The following is a 20379-nucleotide window of genomic DNA, read 5'->3' on the forward strand; positions in this document are numbered from 1 at the left end:
CCGCGCGCGGATTGCCACAGGCAAGCCGCCTAAGCGCGCCGGAAGGGCCACCCCGATCACATCTCGCGCAGAACGGCGCGCACAGCGGCGCCCGCGCGCCGCAAATGCTTGTCAGCCAGCGGGGCGGCAACTAGGGTCTCGGAGGCACCCGCACATGCCTCCCGGTCCCCCGCCCCCATCAGTGGCGGCAGCTGGAGGCGGCGGAAAAACAGTCTGACGGACGCAGGAGACGGGCAGGACCATGACGGCGAAAGCATCGGCCATGATCACGGCACACCGCGGGCAAAAGGCCTTGGGCGCAGCGCTTTCGGCGGCCCTTCTGCTGGGGGCGGGCGCCGCCTCGGCGCAGGCCGTGGCGACCAAGCAATACGAGGATGGCGGCGTCTACGAGGGCACCTTCAAGGACGGCCGCCAGCATGGCCGCGGCACCTACCGCCTGCCCAGCGGCTACGAATACAGCGGCGACTGGGTCGAGGGCGAGATCCTGGGCGACGGCATGGCGCGCTTCCCCAATGGCTCGGTCTATGAAGGCCAGTTCGTCGCCGGCAAGCCGCAGGGCAAGGGCAAGATCACCTTCGCCGATGGCGGCACCTATGAGGGCGACTGGGTCGAGGGCGAGATCGACGGCACCGGCACCGCCCGCTATGCCAATGGCACCAGCTATACCGGCGGCTTCGTCAAGGCGCTGCACCACGGCACCGGCACCATGGAAAGCCCCGGCGGCTATCGCTACGAGGGCGACTGGGTGATGGGCGTCAAGGAGGGCAAGGGCAAGATCACCTATCCCGATGGCGCAGTCTATGAGGGCGACCTGATGCGCGGCCAGCGCGCCGGGCAGGGCGTGCTGCGCATGGCCGACGGGCTGGTCTACGAGGGCGCCTGGCGCGAGGGCCAGATCAATGGCACCGGCAAGCTGACCCAGGCCAATGGCGATGTCTATGAAGGCCAGCTGGCGAATGGCCAGCGGCAGGGGCAGGGCCGCATCGCCTATGCCAGCGGCGATGTCTATGAGGGCGGCTTTCAGGCCGACAAGCGCCACGGCAAGGGCACCTTCACCGGCGCCGACGGCTATGTCTATGACGGCGACTGGCTGGAGGGCCGGATCGAGGGCGCCGGCCGCGCCACCTATCCCGACGGGTCGGTCTACGAGGGCGGCTTCGTGGCCGATCTGCAGGACGGCACCGGCAAGATCACCTATCCCGATGGATCGACCTATGAGGGCGGCTGGAAGGCGGGGGTCATCGAGGGGGAGGGCGTGGCGCGCTATGCCAATGGGCTGGTCTACGAGGGCAGCTTCCTCGCCGGCAAGAACCACGGCCGCGGCCGGATGACCTATCCCGACGGCTATGTCTATGACGGCGACTGGCAAGAGGGCCAACGCCACGGGCAAGGCACAGCGACCTATGCCGATGGCACGGTCTACGAGGGCGCTTTCGTCGCCGGCCAGCGTGAGGGGACCGGCACCATCAACATGCCCGACGGCTTCGTCTATACGGGGGGCTGGAGCGCGGGCGAGATCGACGGCCGCGGAACTGCCACCTATGGCAATGGCGATGTCTACGAGGGCAGCTTCGTGAAGGGCAAGCGGCAGGGCGAGGGCACCATGCGCTACGCCACCGGCCAGACCGCCACCGGCCGCTGGGACAACGGCGCGCTGGCCGAGGAGGCGCCTGCGCCCGATGCAGACCCAGCCGCCGAGGAAGCCCCGGCCGAAACGCCCACCGAGGCACCCGCAAACTGACCGTGCAGGGGGGCTTCGCGCCCCCCGTCCTGCGGACTCCCCCCGCGGGATATTTGGAAAAGGCAAAGGGCAAGAGCTGCGCTTCCCCCTCTTCTTTGTCGACATATCCTCGGGGGTGAATTGGCGCACAGCGCCAAGAGGGGGCAGAAGGCCCCCTCCCTTCTTCCTAGCCCATCCGTTCCGAGGCGTAGCTGCCTGGCGAGGCGGGGAACACCACCGTCTTGTTGCCGTTCAGGAACACCCGGTGGTGGATATGGGCGTGGATCGCCCTCGACAGCACCGCCGCCTCCACGTCGCGGCCGAGGCTGACGTAATCCTCGGGGCTTTGAGCATGGGTGATGCGGACGGTGTCCTGTTCGATGATCGGGCCTTCATCAAGGTCGGCGGTCACGTAATGCGCGGTGGCGCCGATCAGCTTCACGCCGCGGGTGAAGGCCTGCTTGTAGGGGTTGGCGCCCTTGAAGCTGGGCAGGAAGGAGTGGTGGATGTTGATGATCCGCCCCGCCATCTTGCGGCAGAGCGCGTCCGACAGCACCTGCATGTAACGCGCGAGCACCACCAGCTCGGCCCCGGTTTCCTCGACGAGGGACAGCAGCCGCGCCTCGGCCTCGGGCTTGTTCTCCTTGGTGACCTTGATCAGGTGGAAGGGGATGTCGTGGTTCACGACCACCTTCTGGTAGGTCAGGTGGTTGGACACCACGCCGACGATCTCGATCGGCAGCGCCCCGATGCGCCAGCGGTAGAGGAGGTCGTTGAGGCAATGGCCGAAGTTCGACACCATCAGCAGCACCTTCACCCGGTGCGCGGCGTCGTGGATCGCCCAGGTCATCCCGAAGGGCTCGGCGATGGCGGCGAAGGCCTCGGTCAGGGCGGGGAGGGTGGCGCCGGTTTCCGGCGCGAAGGTCACCCGCATGAAGAACTGCCCGGTGCCCATGTCGTCGAACTGGGCAGAATCGGTGATGTTGCAGCCTTGATCCGCAAGGAAGCCCGAGATCGCCGCGACGATCCCGCGGGTGGACAGGCAGGTGACGGTCAGAACGTAATGCGGCACGCGCATCCTCCATGAACATGGGAAAGGGGCGGCGACCCTTGCGGCCGCCGCACGAAAAGCCGGGGGTCGGCGGATCAGATATCCAGCGTGGTGTCGTGCTCCCAGGCGGTGAACTGCGCCGTGTAGGTGTTCCACTCGGCATGTTTCAGCTTCAGGTAGGCCGCCGAAAATTCGGTCCCAAGCGCCGCCTGCAGCTCCGGGTCCTCCTCATAGGCCCGCAGCGCATCCAGCAGGTTCAGCGGCAGCTTCGGCGCATCGGTGACGGTATGCCCCTCGCGATACATGTCGATATCGTGGTGCCGCCCAGGATCGGCCTTGCTGCGCATCCCCCCCAGCCCCGCCGCCAGGATGATCGCCTGCAGCAGGTACGGGTTCACCGCGCCGTCGGGCAGGCGCAGCTCGAACCGCCCCGGCCCCGGCACGCGCACCATATGGGTGCGGTTGTTGCCCGTCCATGTCACCGTGTTCGGCGCCCAGGTCGCCCCCGAAACCGTGCGCGGCGCGTTGATGCGTTTGTAGCTGTTCACCGTCGGATTGGTGACCGCCGCCAGCGCCGAGGCGTGTTTCATGATCCCGCCAAGGAAGGTCCGCCCCTCGGCCGACAGTCCGAACGGCATCTCCTTGTCGGCAAAGGCATTGCGCCCGTCCTTGTCCCAGACCGAGATATGGGCGTGGCAGCCATTCCCCGTCAGGCCCTTGAAGGGCTTGGGCATGAAGGTCGCCCGCAGCCCGTGCTTTTCGGCGACCGACTTCACCATGAACTTGAAAAAGCTGTGCCGGTCCGCCGTAACCAGCACATCATCGTATTCCCAGTTCATCTCGAACTGGCCATTCGCGTCCTCATGGTCGTTCTGATAGGGCTTCCAGCCCAGATCGAGCATGTAGCCGCAGATTTCCGCGATCACGTCATAGCGGCGCATCAGCGCCTGCTGGTCGTAGCAGGGCTTTTCCGCGGTATCCATGCCGTCGGAAATCTCGCTCCCGTCCGGCGAGATCAGGAAGAACTCGGGCTCGATCCCAGTCTTGACGCTGAGGCCCATCTCCGCCGCCTCGGCCACCAGCCGCTTGAGCACATTGCGCGGCGCCTGCGCGACCGGCGCGCCCTCCATGTAGAGATCGGCGGCGACCCAGGCCACCTCGGGCTTCCAGGGCAGCTGCGTGGCCGAGGCCGGATCGGGCATCGCGAACAGATCAGGATGCGCCGGCGTCAGGTCCAGCCAGGTGGCAAACCCGGCAAAGCCCGCGCCATCCGCCTGCATGTCGGCGATGGCCGGCGTCGGCACCAGTTTGGCCCGCTGCCCGCCGAAGAGGTCGGTGTAAGAGATCATGAAATACTTGACGCCGCGTTCCGCGGCCCATGTGGCCAGATCGGTTGTCATCGCTGTTCCCTGTCGTTTTTTGTTTGTCAAAGAAGAACGGCCGCGCCGGTTGGGGGCGCGGCCGTTGCCGTCAGAAGCCTGTCTTGCCGGGGATCCAGCTGGTTCCCGCCAGCGGCACCCCGGCCATGGCCGAGGCTTCGATGGTCAGCGCCACCAGATCCTCGGGCTCGAGGTTGTGGACATGGCTCTTGCCGCAGGCGCGCGCGATGGTCTGCGCTTCCAGCGTCATCACCTTGAGGTAATTGGCCAGCCGCCGCCCGGCCAGAGCCGGGTCCACGCGCTTCATCAGCTCGGGGTCCTGCGTGGTGATGCCGGCGGGGTCGCGCCCCTCGTGCCAGTCGTCATAGGAGCCGGCGGTGGTGCCCAGCGCCTGATACTCCGCCTCCCATTTCGGGTCATTGTCGCCCAGCGCCACCAGCGCCGCGGTGCCGATCGACACCGCATCCGCGCCCAGCGCCAGCGCCTTGGCCACATCGGCGCCGTTGCGGATGCCGCCCGACACGATCAGCTGCACCTTGCGGTGCATCCCCAGATCCTGCAGCGCCTGCACGGCGGGGCGGATGCAGGCCAGCGTCGGCATCCCCACATGCTCGATGAACACTTCCTGCGTCGCCGCGGTGCCGCCCTGCATCCCGTCCAGCACCACCACATCGGCCCCGGCCTTCACTGCCAGCGCCGTGTCGTAATAGGGGCGCGCGCCGCCGATCTTGATGTAGATCGGCTTTTCCCAACCCGTGATCTCGCGCAGTTCCAGGATCTTGATTTCCAGATCATCCGGCCCGGTCCAGTCCGGGTGGCGGCAGGCAGAGCGCTGGTCGATGCCCTTGGGCAGGGTCCGCATCTCTGCCACGCGATCCGAGATTTTCTGGCCCAGCAGCATCCCGCCGCCGCCCGGCTTGGCGCCCTGGCCGATCACGATCTCGATCGCATCGGCGCGGCGCAGGTCACGCGGGTTCATGCCATAGCGGCTGGGGAGGTACTGATAGACCAGCGTTTCCGAATGCCCCCGCTCCTCCTCGGTCATCCCGCCATCGCCGGTTGTGGTCGAGGTGCCGGCCAGCGTCGCGCCGCGCCCCAGCGCCTCTTTCGCCGGACCGGACAGCGAGCCGAAGGACATCCCCGCAATGGTGATCGGGATCTTCAGCGTGATCGGCTTTTTCGCAAACCGCGTGCCCAGCACCACCTCGGTGCTGCACTTCTCGCGGTAGCCCTCCAGCGGATAGCGGCTCATCGAGGCGCCAAGGAACAGCAGGTCATCGAAATGCGGCACCTTGCGCTTGGTGCCGCCGCCGCGGATGTCATAGATCCCCGTGGCCGCCGCGCGGCGGATCTCGGACAGGGTGTAATCGTCGAAGGTCGAGGATTTGCGCGGGGTCGTCGGATGGTTGTTCTGGCTCATCTGGTGGCTCCCCGCTCAATAGGCGTCGGCATTGTCGATGTTGAAATTGTAGAGCGTGCGGGCAGAGCCATAGCGGGTGAACTCCTGCGGTTTCACATCGGTGATCCCCGCCTCGGCCAGCAGACCCTCCAGCAGTTCCAGATGCTCGGGCCGCATCTCCTTGGCGATGCAGTCAGCGCCAAGGCTTTTCACCGCGCCGCGCACGAACAGCCGCGCCTCGTAGAGCGAATCCCCAAGCGCGTCGCCGGCATCCCCCAGCACCACGAGGTTGCCCGACTGCGCCATGAAGGCCGACATATGGCCGATATTGCCGCGCACCACGATGTTGATGCCCTTCATGGAAATCCCGCAGCGTGACGCTGCATTCCCTTCGATCACCAGAAGCCCGCCGCGCCCGGTGGCGCCCGCATACTGGCTGGCATCGCCCTTGATGACGACGGTGCCGCTCATCATGTTCTCGGCGACCCCGGGCCCGGCAGAGCCATGCACGGTGATGCTGGCCTGCTCGTTCATGCCGCCGCAGTAATAGCCGACCGATCCCTTGACCTCGATGCTGACGGGGGCGGCCACGCCCACCGCGACGGCATGGGCGCCCTTGGGGTTCAGCACCTCGAACTCGGTATCGTTATGGCCGGGGGCGGCGGCATCGTGCAGCGCCTGGTTCAGCTCGCGCAAAGGGGTGGTGGCAAGGTCGATGACCGGCATTCTCAATGCTCCCAGAAATAGACGGTGGCGGGCTCGGGCTCCCAGACGCGGGCGGTCTCGATGCCGGGCAGGTTGGCCAGCGCGCGGTATTCGCTGCCGAAGGCGACATACTGGTCGGTCTCGGCCATCACCGCGGGCTTGCAGGCGATCGGGTCGCGCACCACGCCAAAGCCCGACTTGGTGCCGACGACGAAGGTGAAGAAGCCGTCGAGATCGTCCAGCGCGCCTTCCAGCGCCTGGCCCAGATTCTTGCCCCCGGCCATCTCGGCGGTCAGGTAGGCGGCGGCGACCTCGGTGTCGTTCTCGGTCTCGAAGGTCATGCCCTTCTGGCGCAGCACCCGGCGCAACCCGTTGTGGTTGGACAGAGAGCCGTTATGCACAAGGCACTGGTCCGCCCCGGTGGAAAACGGATGCGCGCCCATGGTGGTCACGGCGCTTTCGGTGGCCATGCGGGTATGGCCGATGCCGTGGCTGCCGGTCATCTTGGCAATCTCGAACCGGGCGATCACGTCCTTGGGCAGGCCGACCTCCTTGAAGATCTCCACCGCCTCGCCGGCGCCCATCACCTTGAGGCCCGGCATCGCCGCCAGCGCCGCCCGCACCGGCGCGACCTTGTCCGCATCCAGCGAAATCACCGCATGGGTGCTCTTCACCGCGACCGTGGCGCTGCCGCCCGATGCCTCGGCCAGTTCCGCCTGCAGCCCCGGGAACACCGCCCCCGGCTCCGCCGACTGGACGGTGATCTTGGCGCGGCCCGCCTCGGGCGTGCCATAGATGGCGATGCCGGCGCTGTCCGGCCCGCGGTCGGTCATGGTGACCAGCATCCCCGACAGAAGCGCGCCCAGCTGCGGCTCCAGGCCCCTGTCCTTCAGAAACAGACCGACAATCCCGCACATGGCATGACCCTCCTTCGCGTGGTGAGTCCAGCCGTAGCACGCCGCAGCCGCAGCATCAATCCTGAAGAATAAATATTTCTCTTAAGGCAACCTCTAGCGCCGCTCCGTCGCCTGCGGGTAGCTGATGATCGACAGGTACCGCGCCGGCAGGCTCACCAGCTCTTCCGGCCCATGCGGGGCATCCGCATCGAAGAACAGGCTGTCGCCGGGCTGCATGTGAAACAGCTTGTCGCCATGCCGGTAGACCACCTCGCCTTCCAGCATGTAGAGGAACTCCATCCCCTCATGCTGGAAGGTCGGGAACACGTCGGCATCGTCCGAAAGGGTGATCAGATAGGGCTCCACCACCACGCCAGACGAGTTGTTGTCGATATGCCCCAGAAGGTTGTACTGGTGCCCGGCGCGCGTCCCCCGCCGCTCCAGCTCCACCCCTTCCCCCGCCTTCACGAACATGGCGTTGCGCGGTTCTTCAAACCCGCGGAAGAACGCGGTCATCGGCACGCCGAGGCCCTTGGACAGCGCCTGCAGGGTGGACAGCGAGGGCGAGATATTGCCGTTCTCGATCTTGGACAGCATCCCCAGCGACAGGCCGGTGGCGCTGGCAAGGTCGGTCACGGTGATGCCCAGCTTCTTGCGGAAGGTGCGCACCTCATGCCCGATCGCCAGCTCCAGCCGGTTCTCGCGCGGTTCGCGCACGGCATGGGGGTCCTGGTTCAGCGGCACCTTGCGCTCGGGGTCCATGTCCATGGGCTGGCATCCTCTGCTCTGCGCCGTTCTGGCGCCCTTCCCCCATGAGTAAAGGAAACGCCCCTCCAAGGAAAGCTACGCGCGCGCGGGAGTGGTATCTTGCACTGCCCTAGGGCAGTGCCCGTCCGCCGGGTGGGCGAGCAACCGCAGTTCTAGGCGCTTTATGGTTCAACATACCCCACCGGCGTTCTAGGCGCAGGCGTTGCAAAGCGCCCGCCCGAGGGGGCGGACGGGCGCTGCCCGGCGGCGCTGAAGCGCCTTGTTGCGGGCAAAAGGTGGTTACACCCCCCGCCCCTCTGCCCGCGACTCCCCCGGCGTCTTCCCGAACCGCCCCCGCCACGCCCTCGAAAAATGGCTCGCACTCGAAAACCCCGTCGCAAAGGCGATCTCGGCCAGCGACATCGGGCTCTGCACCAGCAGCCGCTGCGCATGATCCAGCCGCATCCGCAGATATTGCGCCCGAAAGCTGACCCCCAGCTCTGCCGCGAACAGCCGGTCCAGATGCCGCGGGCTCACCCCCGCCAGCCGCGCCAGCGCCGCCCGCCCCAAGGGCTGCTCGGGCGCCGCCTCCATCTGCTCCAGCACCGCCAGCAGCCCCGGATGATGCGTGCCATAGCGTTCCGCCAGCGCCCCGCGCTGCGGCCCCGCCCCGCCCGCCACCTCGGCATGCAGGAACCAGTCGCTGACCCGCCGCGCGAACCCCGCACCCATCCGCTCGGCAATCAGCGCATGCATCATGTCCAAGGGCGCCACCCCGCCACCGCAGGTAATCCGCGGCCCGTCGATCACGAATCGTGCCTGCGCGGGCCGCAGATGCGGCATCGCCTCGACCAGCGCCGGCGCGTGCTCCCAATGGATGGTGAAGGCCTGCCGCTCCAGCAGCCCCGCCGCCGCCAACAGCCAGGCCCCGCCCGAGATGCCGCCCAGCCGCACCCCCGCCCGCCCCAGCATCCGCAAACAGACCGCCACCTCGGGCCAGTCCCACTCCGCCGGCCCGCCCCCCGCGCAAACGAACACCGTATGCAGCCCCGCCCCCCGCTCCGGCAACGCCTCCGCCGGGATCTCGGCGCCCGACGAGGCAACGCCCCGCCCCCCCGGCGCAAAGGCCCGCACCCGGTAGATCTCGCGCCCCGCCAACTGGTTCGCCGCCCTGAGCGGCTCGGTGGCCGAGGCAAAGGACATCAGCGCAAAGCCCGGGATCAGCACGAAGCCGATCTCCTGCACGCCGCTCTGGTCCCCACCTTTGCCCATGTCCCATGAATGACACAACACGTCCCATTCTTGCAATCCCGCGCTGCGCCCGCAGCGCAAACAGGACGCATCCGCAGCGAAGGACCCGCCCCATGCGCTATTCCGCCCTGTCCGTGCTTCTGAACGGCCTCACCGGCAAGGCCCCCGCCCCCGCCTGGCGCAGCCCCGAGCCCAAGGCGGAGTATGACGTGGTCATCGTCGGGGGTGGCGGTCACGGCCTCGCCACCGCCTATTACCTCGCCAGGGAGTTCGGCATCACCAATGTCGCTGTGCTGGAAAAGGGCTATGTCGGCTCGGGCAATATCGGCCGCAACACCACCATTATCCGGTCCAACTACCTCTTGCCCGGCAACAACCCGTTCTACGAGCTGTCGATGAAGCTGTGGGAGGGGCTGGAGCAGGATTTCAACTTCAACGCCATGGTCAGCCAGCGCGGCGTGGTGAACCTCATCCATTCCGACGCCCAGCGCGACGCCTATCGCCGCCGCGGCAACGCCATGCGCCTGCACGGGGTGGATGCCGAGATTCTGGACCGGGATCAGGTCCGCCGCATCCTGCCCTTCCTCGATTTCGACAATGCCCGCTTCCCGATCAAGGGCGCGATCCGCCAGCGCCGCGGCGGCACCGTGCGCCATGATGCCGTCGCCTGGGGCTATGCCCGCGGCGCGAGCGCGCGCGGCGTGGACATCATCCCGCATTGCGAGGTCACGGCGATCCGCCAGGATCATGGCCGCGTGACCGAGGTCGAAACCTCGCGCGGCACCATCCGCTGCAAGCGCCTCGCGCTGGCCACCGCCGGCCATTCCGGCATCACCGCGGCGATGGCCGGGATCACCCTGCCGATCGAGACCCACGCGCTTCAGGCCTATGTGTCCGAGGGGCTGAAGCCCTTCATCGACACCGTCGTCACCTTCGGCGCCGGCCACTTCTACCTCTCGCAATCCGACAAGGGCGGCCTCGTCTTCGGCGGCGATATCGAGGGCTACAACAGCTACGCCCAGCGCGGCAACCTGGCCAATATCGAGCATGTGGCCGAGGCGGGGGTGGCGATGATCCCGGCGCTCAGCCGCGTGCGGGTGCTGCGCGCCTGGGCCGGGGTGATGGACATGTCGATGGACGGCTCGCCGATCATCGACAAGACCCACCTGCCCAACCTCTACCTCAATGCCGGCTGGTGCTATGGCGGCTTCAAGGCCACCCCCGCCTCTGGCCTGTGCTTCGCGCATCTGATCGCCAAGGACGCGCCACATGAGGTGGCCCGCGCGTTCCGGCTCGACCGCTTCGCGCGCGGCCATCTGATCGACGAGAAGGGTCAGGGCGCACAGCCGAACCTGCACTGACCGGCGAAAATCGTATGTATGAAAACCATACGGTTTCCATACGGGTTCTGTATCGAAACCAGAGGACATCATGGCCAGCCTGATCCCCTGCCCGCATTGCGGCCCACGTCCCAAGGAAGAGTTCACCGTTCGCGGCGCCGTCCTGCCCCGGCCGGCTGCAGATGCGCCGGTAGAGGAGTGGCAAGCCCATGTTTACCTTCGGGAAAATCCGCGCGGGGACTATGCCGAGCACTGGCACCACTCCGGCGGCTGCCGCCGCTGGCTGGTGGTGAAGCGCAACACCGCCACCCATGCGGTCCATTCCGTGACAGATGCCGCAGAGGGCCGCCCATGACCAGCCACCGCCTCCCCACCGGCGGCCGCCTCGACCGTTCGCGCCGTGTGGAATTTTCCTTTGATGGCAAGGCGTTGCACGGACACCCCGGCGACACCCTCGCCTCGGCCCTGCTCGCAAACGGCCAACGCCTCATGGCCCGCAGCTTCAAATACCACCGCCCCCGCGGCGTGATCACAGCCGGTTCGGCAGAGCCCAACGCCCTGATGACCATCGGCCGCGAAGGCCGCACCGAACCCAATACCCGCGCGACAATGGCCGAGCTTTATCAATGGCTTGAGGCGAACAGCCAGAACCGCTGGCCCAGCCTCGACCAAGATATCGGCGCCCTCAACGGCCTCCTCTCGCGCTTCCTCGGCGCCGGGTTCTACTACAAGACCTTCATGTGGCCCGCTTCCTTCTGGGAAAAGGTCTATGAGCCGATCATCCGCCGCGCCGCCGGCCTCGGCCGCGCCACCACCCTGCAAGACCCTGACAGATATGAGAAAACCTGGGCGCATTGCGACCTGCTGGTCATCGGTGGCGGCGCCGCAGGCCTCGCTGCCGCGCTGACCGCCGCCCGCGCGGGTGCCTCTGTCGTGCTGGCCGATGAGGGGATGGAGCTTGGCGGCGGGATGCTGTCGGATCCCGCCTCATGGCCGCAACTTGCGGAAATCCTTGCAGAACTTGCCACCCTCGGCGTGCGCCTGCTGCCCCGCACCACCGTCTTCGGCTGGTATGACGGCAATGTCTTCGGCGCGGTGGAGCGGGTGCAGAAGCACCTCGCCGTCCCCTCCCCCGACGCCCCCATCGAACGCCTCTGGCGCATCGCCGCCCGTCAGGCCGTGCTGGCCAGTGGCGCCGAGGAACGCCCTATGGTCTTCGCCGGCAACGACATTCCCGGCATCATGACCGCCTCCGCCACCGCCAGCTACCTGCACCGGCAGGCCGTCGCGCCGGGAAAGCGCACCGCGATCCTGACCCAGGGCCCGGCGGGCTTCACCCTCGCCGCGCAGATGGAGGCCTTGGGGCTGGAGGTCGCGGCGCTTGTCTCCCTCGGCAACGGCCCCGCATGGCAAGGAAAGGCGCCACTGATCCGCGGCATTCCGGGCAAGGCCATTGGCGGCAAGTCCTTGAAATCGCTGCAGATCGAGGGCGGCCCGCGGATCGAGGCCGATGCCATCGCCATGTCGGGCGGCTTCAGCCCGGTGATCCACCTTGCCTGCCATCGCGGCGCGCGCCCGGTCTGGTCCGACGCGCGCCACGCCTTCCTTGCGCCCTCGGAACAGGACGGCCTGCTGATCGCCGGGGCCGCCGCGGGCCTGTCCGGCCATGCCGCCTGCCTCGGCGACGGCGCCGCCCGCGCTGCTGCCGCGCTCGCGCGGATCGGCCTGCGCGCGGAGCCGGCCTTCGGCCCTGCGCCGGAAGATGCGGTTGCCCAAGCGCCGCTTGGAGAGCTTGGGAAGACCAAAGCCAAGAAGTTCGTGGATTATCAGAACGATGTCCACGCCAAGGACCTGACCCTCGCGGCCGCCGAGGGCTATGCCGATGCCGAGCTTGCCAAGCGCTACACCACCAGCGGCATGGCAACCGATCAGGGCAAGCTGGGCAACATCAACGCTGCCGCCATCCTCGCCAAGGCCCGCGGCACGACCATTGCCGCGGTCGGCCTGACCACCTTCCGCCCCTTCTACACCCCCGTCAGCTTTGGCGCCCTCGCCGGCACCTCGCGCGGGCATGACTTCCAGCCTACCCGCCTGTCGCCCCTGCATGGCTGGGCCAAGACGCTCGGCGCCGAGTTCGTGGAAACCGGGCTCTGGCTGCGCTCCGCCTGGTTCCCGCGGGCGGGCGAGACCGGCTGGCGGCAATCGGTGGACCGCGAGGTGCTGACCGTGCGCCGGGCGGCGGGGCTCTGCGATGTCTCCACCCTCGGCAAGATCGAGATCTTCGGGACCGATGCGGCGGAGTTCCTGAATCGCATCTACTGCAACGGCTTCGCCAAGCTGCCGGTGGGCCGCGCCCGCTATGGGCTGATGCTGCGCGAGGACGGGTTCATCTATGACGACGGCACCACCAGCCGGCTGGCGACCGACCATTTCTACATGACCACCACCACCGCGCTGGCTGCGGGCGTGATGACGCATCTGGAATTCTGCGCGCAGGCGCTGTGGCCCGATCTGGATGTGCGGATCGCCTCGGCCACCGATCAATGGGCGCAGATGGCGATTGCCGGCCCGATGGCACGGCAGATCCTGCAGCGGATCGTGGAGGCCGACCTGTCGAACGAGGCGTTCCCCTTCATGGCCGCGCGCGAGGTTCCGCTGAAGGGCGGGATCATGGGTCGGCTGTTCCGCATCTCCTTCTCCGGCGAGCTGGCCTATGAGCTGGCGGTGCCCGCGGGCTATGGCGAGGCGGTGGCGGATGCCATCATGGCGGCCGGTGCGCCTGAGGGCATCTGTGCATACGGGGCCGAGGCACTGGCGGTGCTGCGCATCGAGAAGGGCCATGTCACCCATGCCGAGATCAACGGCACCGTGGTGCCCGCCGATCTGGGGATGGGGAAGATGGTGTCGCCCGTGAAGCCCGACTTCATCGGAAAGCATCTGCTGCACCGCGAGGGGCTGACCGATCCACAGCGCCCGCAGCTGGTGGGTGTGGTGCCGCTGGACCCGGCCACGCCCTTGCGCACCGGCTCGCATGTGCTGGCCAAGGGCGCGGCGGCAACGCTGGAAAACGATCAGGGTTACCTCACCTCCACCGCCCATTCGCCGCATCTGGGCCATTCCATCGCGCTGGCGCTGGTCGCGGGCGGCAGCCAGCGGCATGGCGAGGAGGTGGTGGTCTGGGACGGGCTCAACGACGCCGCGATCCCCGCGCGCCTGACATCGCCGGTCTTCATCGACCCCAAGAACGAGAAGCTTCATGCCTGACACCCTGCTGACCGCCCGCCCCGCCCTTGCCAACGCCGCCACGGGCCATTTCGGCCTGCCCGGCGCCGGCGTGACCCTGACTGCACTGCCCGAGGACCGGCTGTGGCAGGCGCTCGCCCGCCCCGGCACCGATCCGGCGCCGCTGCTGGCCTACGGGGCTGGCCCCTGCCCGCTGCGCAGCATCGGCCCGGGGCAGTGGCTGATCGTGGGTGTGGGAACCGGGACGCTGGCGGAGGCGCAGGCCGCGCTGGCGCCAGGCTTCGCGCTGTCGGATCAGACCCACGGCAGGGTGCGGGTCTCGCTCTCTGGCCCGAGCGCGGCGGACCTGCTCGCCAAGGGCACGGCGGTGAACCTGGCGCTGTTGCCCGAGGGCGGCGCGGCGCAGACGCTGTTCGGGCATCTCGGCATCACCCTGGCCCGCACGGGGCCGGAGGCGTTCGAGCTGGCGGTGCTGCGCGGCTTTGCGCTGTCGCTGTGGGATGAGCTGATCCTGCTGGGGCGCGAATACGGGATCGGGGCGCGGGCGGCTTAGGCCAGCCCGCGCGGGCGCAGCTTGCCGGGGTCGTAATGCGAGAGCGTCACCACCTCGGCCGGGATCCGCTTCATCTGGCCATCGAGCTTGCCGACCTCCAGCGCCGTGCCCGGCGCGGCGTGCAAAGGCTCGATCCGCGCCAGCGCGACCTGCTTGCCAAGCACGGGTGAGAAGGTGGCCGAAGTCACCACCCCCACCTGCGCCCGGCCGAGAAAAACCCCGTCGCCATGCGCCACGGCATCGCGCCCGCCGATGTCCAGCCCCACCAGCAGATGCCGCGGATGCGCCTTGCGCTCCACCAGCACCTCGCGGCCCACGAAGGCGTCGGGCTTGCCCTTCAACGGCACGGTGAAGCCGATGCCGGCCTCGAAGGGGTCGGTCTGGTCGGTGAATTCGTGATGCGCGAAGATCAGCCCTGCCTCGATCCGCACCATCTCCAGCGCAGCAAGGCCCATCGGGATCAGCCCATGCGGCGCCCCCGCCTCCATCACCGCCGCCAGCACGGCGCCCGCATCGCGGGGATGGCAGAAAACCTCATACCCCAACTCGCCGGTATAGCCGGTGCGGGACACCACCAGCGGAATCCCCTCGAACCCGCCAATGCGGCCGACGGTGAAGCGGAACCAGTCGAGATCGGCCACCGGGGTGCGGGTCGGGCCGGTCCAGACCAGATCCTTCAGCACCTCGCGGGCGGCAGGCCCCTGCACGGCGATGTTGTGCAGCTGGTCGGTGGAGGAGCGGACCCAGGCGCGGTAGCCCATCTTCTGCGCCTGCTCGCGCAGCCAGAGGCCGCTGGCATCGTCGCCGCCGATCCAGCGGAAGGCCATGTCGCCCATGCGAAACAGCGTGCCGTCATCGACCATGCCGCCATGGTCATAGCACATCGCCGAATAGACCACCTGCCCCACCGCCAGCTTGCGCACGTCGCGGGTCAGGCACCATTGCAGCAGCGCCTCGGCATCCGGGCCCGTCACCTCGAACTTGCGCAGGGGTGAGAGGTCCATGACCACCGCCTTCTCGCGGCAGGCCCAGTATTCGGCCAGCTTGCCCGCCCGCGTCTCGTTCGGCAGCCAGTAGCCACGGTATTCCACATGCTCCTTCACATGCGGGGCGAGGCCCGCGTGGAAGCCGGTCTCCTTGGTCAGCTCGGGCACTGCATCGGGGGTCATTCTGGTGGCTACCGCTCTGCTGAAGCTCTCCCGCCCCGAAAAGGTGCGGATGTGGATGTCGGTCAGATCCCAGCCATTCGCCGGGTCGATGTCGTCGGGGCAGGAGGAGGAGACGCAGACCAGGTCGGTCAGCGCCCGCATCAGCACATAGTCGCCGGGGCGCGACCAGGGCTCGTCGAAATAGAGCTGGTTCAGGTGATCGACGCCGGTGTTGTAGAAGAAGTTCAGCGCCTCCCACCCCTTGCGGGCGCCGACGCCGTAGGGGGACAGCACCCGGTTGAAGTTGTCGGTGCAGTTGGCATGACCCGGGTAGCCGGCATCGTCGTAATAGCGCGCGTTGCAGGCGGTGGCGAAGGCGTCGTGGCGCCCGACGGTGTCGCGCACCACCTCGACCAGCGGCTGGAAGTCGCGGTCGAAGGCCTTGGCGGGCAGGCCGGGGGTGGGATAGCTACGGCCCAGAAGGGTGCGGGTGATGGTCGCGTCGAGCGCATGTTCGATGCCCCGGTCCAGCTTGCGGGCGTCGAAGGCCTGGAAATCGGTGCATTGGCGGCCATCGACGTCGATGACCTGGATCCAGTCGCCGGCCTTCACCTCGTAGGCGACGGCGGTGGCCGCACGGATGCGGATATCGGCCAGCGGGTCTGCCAACGGGTCGGGCAGGCGCTGCGCGTAGCGCAGGCGCGAGCTGCCGCGGCGGATCTGCAGGTGGATGGGGGTTGAGGTCTCCTGCGCCTCGGGCAGCATCGGGCCACCCGGGGCGACGGCGATCAGCGTGCCCTCCAGCGCGGCGGTAAAGCTCGCCTGCGCGCCGGGGGCGCCGCCTTGGCCGAAGAGGCGCAGGGCGCGCGCCTGTGCGGCGTCCACTCCCAGACGGAGGAGCGCCGCAAGCGCGCGGCGGGCGCTGGCCTCAGCGCCCGCTTGCCCGGCAGCGAGGATGCCGCGCAGGCCGGGGGCGTCGCAGTCGAAGGCCGCGCCAAGGCCCGCGGCTTCGAACCGGCCGGCGGCATCGACGAAGGACAGCGCGCAAGGTTGGCCGCCCTCGGCATCCGTCACCGTGATCCGGTCCCCGGGCGCCACGCGCAGCAGCACCGAGCCGCCGCCCGGCACCCGGTAACGCTCGGTTCCCGGCGGCAGGGCCGGGGTGCCGCGGTTGAACACGCGGCTGGGGGCGGGCGCCTGGAGGGGTGGCAGAAAGGTCATGGCAGGGCTCTGGTGGCTTGGCCGAGGGACGGGCCAGCATGATCAGAGCAGACATCAATCAGCCTGCGAAGTAAAGGGCGCGCCCCATCCACAGGAAACTTATTTTCTCGTGGATGCTTGCAGCCTCCACGAAAGAGCCGCGCCCGTTGGGGGGCGCGGCCGGTCGGCTCGTCCGGGGGAAGAACGGACGGGACCGTTTTCAGCCGTGGCGCTTGGCGGCGTGGGTCTCGTGCCAGGCCATCCGGTAGATGGTGAAGGCGCAGACCGCGATGCCGACCACGATCAGAAGGCCGATGACCGCGGGCTTGTCGGCGAAGGTAAAGTAGGCCTCCGCGCCTTCCCAGCCGTCGATGGGTGCAGTGTTCATGTCATCACTCCTGTGTTGGGATCACTCTGCCGGCGAAACCGGCGAGAGGTCGAAGGCGGGCACGGCCGCCTCGGGATAGGCCTTGGCGGGGATCTCGACCCGGTCGAGACCGGCAAGCTCCACGCCCTGACCGACCCGCAGCAGGCCGAACATCTTGAGCAGGTAGGACAGACCGAAGCCTGGCACGAAACCCAGCACCACGAACACCAGCGCGCTGAGGGTCTGGCCGATCAGGTTGATCTGCGGCCCTTCGATATTGGCGTAGCCCGAGGCGAAGATGCCGGCCATGATCAGGCCATAGACCCCGGTGACGCCGTGGACGGAAACGGCGCCCACCGCATCGTCGATCTTCAGCTTCACCACCAGGAAATCGTTGACCTTCGGTGCGATGATGCCGCCAAGGAACGAGACCAGGAACGCGAGGCCGGGATAGTAGAGGTCCAGCGCCGGTGCCGAGGAGATCACCCCGACCAGCGCGCCCGACATCATCCAGAACGGATCGCGCGTCATCAGATAGGCGCCGATCATGCCGCCCGCCACGCCCATCAGCGTGTTGAAGGCAAAGGCCGACAGGGTCACCGGCGTGTTGTAGATCGTCAGCCAGCCATCGGCGGTGTAGATGATGCAGCCGCCGAGGAAGCCGAAGAAGCCCATGACGATCAGCATCAGCCCGATCAGCGACATCGGCATGTTGTGGCCCGGGATCTCGTTCAGGCTGCCATCGGCATTGTAGCGGCCCATGCGCGGCCCGAGGTTGATGAGCACCCCCAGCGTGAAGAAGCCGGCGATGGTATGCACGGCGCCCGCGGCGCCCACGTCATGCAGGCCCCAGGTCGTGGTCAGCCAGCCCGACGGATGCCAGCCCCAGGAGGCACCGAGAATCCAGACGACGCTGCCCAGGAACACCGCAAGGATGGTGAAGCCCGACATGCGGATCCGCTCGATCACGGACCCCGACATGATCGAGGCCGTGGTGGCGGCAAACAGGGTGAAGGCGGCGTAGAAGATGCCCGAGGCCTGATCGGTCAGGTTCGGCCCCATGTTCGCCGACCAGGGCAGGCCGGCAGAGCTGCCTTCGGCAATGGTGAAACCGGCCGGGAAGGCCAGATAGATCCACCAGCCGACATAGTAGAAGCTTGGCACGATGAATGCGAAGGCCAAGAGGTTCTTGATGCCCGAGGCCAGCGCGTTCTTGGAGCGCGAGGCCCCCATCTCATAGGCGAGGAAGCCTGCGTGGATCGCAAGCATCAGGGCGGTGCACCACCAGTAGAAGATTTCAGCGTTCATCGAGTTGAGAGTGCCGAGGGCCGCTTCAAGCGCGGCGATCTTGGCCTCCATGTCCGGCGTGGTTTCATTCATCTGTCAGCGCTTTCCCTGTTGGAGAGGTGGACCCGACTTCGCGGTTATTGTGAGAGAAACTTTCCTCAGAGTAATATTGCCTGCCAACAGGGAATTTCGCCCGCGCAGCATTTTAGCCCCTTCGCATCATGGTTTCGGCGCGACCTTGGACAGGGCCGCCATTTTTCGCGCAGGTTTTGGGCGGTTTCCGTCTGGCGCATCACGGGCGCCCCAAGCATTCCGGATCCCGAATCTGTCGAGCGGTCAGACGTCGCGGCGGATCCCGTCGAGCGCGAGGTTCAGACCCGGCGTACCGCCCGGTGTCACATGCTGGCGTGCGTGGTCGATGAAGGCGCGCACCGTCAGCGCCGCCCCGGCCCCGCCGACCAGGATCAGCCCCAGCCGCATGGGCCGGGCCGGCCCGGTCAGCGGAACATAGCGCAGGCGGCGGCCATCGGGGGCGCGGTCAGAGATCGGGCGGATATTGGCCAGCGAGTAGCCAAAGCCATTGCCGACAAGGCTGCGCATCACCGCGATATCGCGGGTGCGCTCGGCAATCACCGGCTGCAGGCCAAGGCCGGTGAAGAAGGACAGGAAGTAGTCGCTGCTGAAGGGCAGATCCAGCAGCACCATCGGAAACGGTGCCAGCTCTGCCGCCGACACAGCCTCCAGATGCGCCAGCGGATGCGTCTCGGCCATCACCGCATAGGGCGGCAGGCGCACCAGTTCCACGAACTCCAGATCGGGCGGAATCTGCAGGTCATAGCTGAGCGCGACATCCAGCGCGCCGCGGCGCAGCCCGTCATAGATCGCGGCCTGATCCTGCTCGAACTGCCGGAACTCCACCGCCGGGAAGCGGTCGATGAAGCTGCGGCGCAGTTGCGGCAGCACGATCTGGGCGAAGGTGACGAGGCAACCGACCGAGAGCGGGCCGCCGACGCTGCCGGTGATCTCGCGTGCAAGATCGGCCATCCGGCCCGCCTCGGCCAGCACCGCCTGCGCCTGCGCCATGAAGCGCCGCCCGCCCGGGGTCAGCGACAGGCCCTGCGCATGGCGGCGCACGAACAGCGGCAGGCCGAACTCTGCCTCCAGCTGCGCGATGGCGGCAGAGATCGAGGGGGAGGAGACATTGATCCGCTCTGCCGCCAGCGCGATCGACCCGGCCTCGCCGACCGCGACGAGGTATTCGAGCTGGCGAAGGGTGAAGCGCAGGGGCATGGCCCGAGGCTAGGCGCGGCGTGCCCTGCAGGCCAGCCTATTCATCGCCCGGCACCCCGTAGGAGGGCGCGGCCGAGGGGTTCTCGGCCCGCGCGACATAGGCGTCCATCTGCGGGCGGTAGACCTGCCAGGCCTCGGCCAGCGCGGCGATGGGGCAGGCTTGCGTCCAGTCCACCCGCAGGTCGACCAGCGGCCAGGACAGGCGATCCGCGATCTTCAGCCCCGCGGAATGCACCGGCCCCGCCTCGCCGCCCGCCGCCAGCCCCGCCTGCAGTGCCGCCAGCAGCCGGTCGCCGAGATGGCCCGGGGCGGCAAGGAAGGCATCGACCAGTATCTGCGGCACCGCAGGATCGGCCAGCAGGTTGCCCCCGGCCGCAACGCCGGGACCGGTCGCATGGCCCCAGAGCCCAAGCGCGCGGGGGCCCGAATGCACCGCCGCGCGGCCCGCCGCATCGACGGCAAGCAGCTGGCGATACTCGAGGAACGGGGTGCCCTGCAGCGCGGCGATTGCCAGTGGCGCACCCTGCCCCGCCGCCATCAGGTCCAGCAATTGCGGGCCAAGCGCGGGGTCGGTGACGTTCTGGCTCGCCACGGCGCCGACGCCTGCCCGCACATGCGCGCAGCGGGCGGCCACGGCGGGCGAGGAGGAGGAGAGGGCGATGCCGAACTGGCCGGTGCGGTCGCAGCGGGCGACGAGCGAGAAGGTCATGGGCGGGCTTTCCGAGGTGGCTCTTTGTGTCCGGCGGCCGGGGGCCAGCCCCCGGACGTTGCGAAAGCCGGGGGCCAGCCCCCGGACCCCCGGG

Annotated in this window: 17 protein-coding genes; 5 read left to right on the plus strand and 12 right to left on the minus strand. The window is 68.1% G+C overall.

Annotation, left to right across the window (positions count from 1 at the left end; genetic code table 11):
- Positions 1–241: 241 nt before the first annotated feature.
- Positions 242–1741 (plus strand): MORN repeat-containing protein, encoded by a 1500-nt coding sequence (locus tag GVY41_RS10205; RefSeq protein WP_161346019.1) that lies wholly within the window; start codon positions 242–244, stop codon positions 1739–1741.
- A 166-nt stretch (positions 1742–1907) separates the two neighbouring features.
- On the opposite strand, the gene purU is transcribed toward GVY41_RS10205, so the two are convergent.
- From purU to GVY41_RS20540, 7 genes are all read right to left on the minus strand, one after another.
- Positions 1908–2792, minus strand: a complete 885-nt coding sequence (gene purU, locus GVY41_RS10210; RefSeq protein ID WP_161346021.1) for a formyltetrahydrofolate deformylase — start codon at positions 2790–2792, stop codon at positions 1908–1910.
- Positions 2793–2866: 74 nt separating this feature from the next.
- The gene (gene glnT, locus GVY41_RS10215) at positions 2867–4171 is read right to left on the minus strand and encodes a type III glutamate--ammonia ligase (protein ID WP_161346023.1); all 1305 of its coding nucleotides are present in this window, start codon (positions 4169–4171) and stop codon (positions 2867–2869) included.
- A 70-nt stretch (positions 4172–4241) separates the two neighbouring features.
- The gene (locus GVY41_RS10220) at positions 4242–5570 is read right to left on the minus strand and encodes an FMN-binding glutamate synthase family protein (RefSeq protein ID WP_161346025.1); all 1329 of its coding nucleotides are present in this window, start codon (positions 5568–5570) and stop codon (positions 4242–4244) included.
- Between the two features lie 15 nt (positions 5571–5585).
- Positions 5586–6275, minus strand: a complete 690-nt coding sequence (locus GVY41_RS10225) for a GltB/FmdC/FwdC-like GXGXG domain-containing protein (protein ID WP_161346027.1) — start codon at positions 6273–6275, stop codon at positions 5586–5588.
- 2 nt (positions 6276–6277) lie between these two features.
- Positions 6278–7171, minus strand: coding sequence for a class II glutamine amidotransferase (locus GVY41_RS10230; protein ID WP_161346029.1), 894 nt, complete (start codon positions 7169–7171; stop codon positions 6278–6280).
- Positions 7172–7264: 93 nt separating this feature from the next.
- On the minus strand, positions 7265–7918 hold the full coding sequence (locus GVY41_RS10235; RefSeq protein WP_161346031.1) for a helix-turn-helix domain-containing protein: 654 nt from the start codon (positions 7916–7918) through the stop codon (positions 7265–7267).
- Positions 7919–8197: 279 nt separating this feature from the next.
- Positions 8198–9169 (minus strand): GlxA family transcriptional regulator, encoded by a 972-nt coding sequence (locus tag GVY41_RS20540; RefSeq protein ID WP_202456099.1) that lies wholly within the window; start codon positions 9167–9169, stop codon positions 8198–8200.
- A gap of 92 nt (positions 9170–9261) precedes the next feature.
- Here GVY41_RS20540 and GVY41_RS10245 point away from each other — a divergent pair, with 92 nt between their 5' ends.
- The 4 genes from GVY41_RS10245 to GVY41_RS10260 all read left to right on the plus strand — a co-directional run bounded on the left by GVY41_RS10245 (position 9262) and on the right by GVY41_RS10260 (position 14284).
- Positions 9262–10509: a sarcosine oxidase subunit beta family protein gene (locus tag GVY41_RS10245; RefSeq protein ID WP_161346033.1), complete on the plus strand. Its 1248-nt coding sequence runs from the start codon at positions 9262–9264 to the stop codon at positions 10507–10509.
- Between the two features lie 70 nt (positions 10510–10579).
- A complete protein-coding gene (locus GVY41_RS10250; protein WP_161346035.1) occupies positions 10580–10843 on the plus strand; it encodes a sarcosine oxidase subunit delta in 264 nt (87 codons plus the stop codon).
- Entirely contained in the window at positions 10840–13752 is a 2913-nt protein-coding gene (locus GVY41_RS10255) for a sarcosine oxidase subunit alpha family protein (RefSeq protein ID WP_161346037.1), read from the plus strand. Before GVY41_RS10250 ends, GVY41_RS10255 begins: the two co-directional genes overlap by 4 nt.
- On the plus strand, positions 13745–14284 hold the full coding sequence (locus GVY41_RS10260) for a sarcosine oxidase subunit gamma (RefSeq protein WP_161346039.1): 540 nt from the start codon (positions 13745–13747) through the stop codon (positions 14282–14284). The genes GVY41_RS10255 and GVY41_RS10260 overlap by 8 nt, the downstream gene beginning before the upstream one ends.
- Here the strand turns inward: GVY41_RS10260 and GVY41_RS10265 are convergent.
- From GVY41_RS10265 to GVY41_RS10280, 5 genes are all read right to left on the minus strand, one after another.
- The gene (locus tag GVY41_RS10265; protein WP_161346041.1) at positions 14281–16653 is read right to left on the minus strand and encodes a trimethylamine N-oxide demethylase; all 2373 of its coding nucleotides are present in this window, start codon (positions 16651–16653) and stop codon (positions 14281–14283) included. The genes GVY41_RS10260 and GVY41_RS10265 overlap by 4 nt on opposite strands.
- A 199-nt stretch (positions 16654–16852) precedes the next feature.
- Positions 16853–17020, minus strand: coding sequence for a hypothetical protein (locus tag GVY41_RS20100; protein WP_163535483.1), 168 nt, complete (start codon positions 17018–17020; stop codon positions 16853–16855).
- A gap of 21 nt (positions 17021–17041) precedes the next feature.
- Positions 17042–18379: an ammonium transporter gene (locus tag GVY41_RS10270; protein WP_161346043.1), complete on the minus strand. Its 1338-nt coding sequence runs from the start codon at positions 18377–18379 to the stop codon at positions 17042–17044.
- Between the two features lie 243 nt (positions 18380–18622).
- Positions 18623–19576 (minus strand): LysR family transcriptional regulator, encoded by a 954-nt coding sequence (locus GVY41_RS10275; protein WP_161346045.1) that lies wholly within the window; start codon positions 19574–19576, stop codon positions 18623–18625.
- 37 nt (positions 19577–19613) lie between these two features.
- Positions 19614–20285 carry a DUF1028 domain-containing protein gene (locus GVY41_RS10280; protein WP_161346047.1) on the minus strand — a complete coding sequence of 224 codons (672 nt, stop codon included), beginning with the start codon at positions 20283–20285 and terminating at the stop codon, positions 19614–19616.
- Positions 20286–20379 lie beyond the last annotated feature (94 nt).

Source organism: Frigidibacter albus, assembly GCF_009908165.1.
In the GTDB taxonomy this organism is placed as follows: Bacteria; Pseudomonadota; Alphaproteobacteria; order Rhodobacterales; family Rhodobacteraceae; genus Frigidibacter; species Frigidibacter albus.

Bases quoted from the DNA above. Each gene is read 5' to 3' on its own strand.
- GVY41_RS10205 (WP_161346019.1), top strand. From the start codon at position 242: ATGACGGCGAAAGCATCGGCCATGATCACGGCACACCGCGGGCAAAAG.
- glnT (WP_161346023.1), bottom strand. From the start codon at position 4,171: ATGACAACCGATCTGGCCACATGGGCCGCGGAACGCGGCGTCAAGTAT.
- GVY41_RS10220 (WP_161346025.1), bottom strand. From the start codon at position 5,570: ATGAGCCAGAACAACCATCCGACGACCCCGCGCAAATCCTCGACCTTC.
- GVY41_RS10225 (WP_161346027.1), bottom strand. From the start codon at position 6,275: ATGCCGGTCATCGACCTTGCCACCACCCCTTTGCGCGAGCTGAACCAG.
- GVY41_RS10230 (WP_161346029.1), bottom strand. From the start codon at position 7,171: ATGTGCGGGATTGTCGGTCTGTTTCTGAAGGACAGGGGCCTGGAGCCG.
- GVY41_RS10235 (WP_161346031.1), bottom strand. From the start codon at position 7,918: ATGGACATGGACCCCGAGCGCAAGGTGCCGCTGAACCAGGACCCCCAT.
- GVY41_RS20540 (WP_202456099.1), bottom strand. From the start codon at position 9,169: ATGGGCAAAGGTGGGGACCAGAGCGGCGTGCAGGAGATCGGCTTCGTG.
- GVY41_RS10245 (WP_161346033.1), top strand. From the start codon at position 9,262: ATGCGCTATTCCGCCCTGTCCGTGCTTCTGAACGGCCTCACCGGCAAG.
- GVY41_RS10250 (WP_161346035.1), top strand. From the start codon at position 10,580: ATGGCCAGCCTGATCCCCTGCCCGCATTGCGGCCCACGTCCCAAGGAA.
- GVY41_RS10255 (WP_161346037.1), top strand. From the start codon at position 10,840: ATGACCAGCCACCGCCTCCCCACCGGCGGCCGCCTCGACCGTTCGCGC.
- GVY41_RS10260 (WP_161346039.1), top strand. From the start codon at position 13,745: ATGCCTGACACCCTGCTGACCGCCCGCCCCGCCCTTGCCAACGCCGCC.
- GVY41_RS10265 (WP_161346041.1), bottom strand. From the start codon at position 16,653: ATGACCTTTCTGCCACCCCTCCAGGCGCCCGCCCCCAGCCGCGTGTTC.
- GVY41_RS20100 (WP_163535483.1), bottom strand. From the start codon at position 17,020: ATGAACACTGCACCCATCGACGGCTGGGAAGGCGCGGAGGCCTACTTT.
- GVY41_RS10270 (WP_161346043.1), bottom strand. From the start codon at position 18,379: ATGAATGAAACCACGCCGGACATGGAGGCCAAGATCGCCGCGCTTGAA.
- GVY41_RS10275 (WP_161346045.1), bottom strand. From the start codon at position 19,576: ATGCCCCTGCGCTTCACCCTTCGCCAGCTCGAATACCTCGTCGCGGTC.
- GVY41_RS10280 (WP_161346047.1), bottom strand. From the start codon at position 20,285: ATGACCTTCTCGCTCGTCGCCCGCTGCGACCGCACCGGCCAGTTCGGC.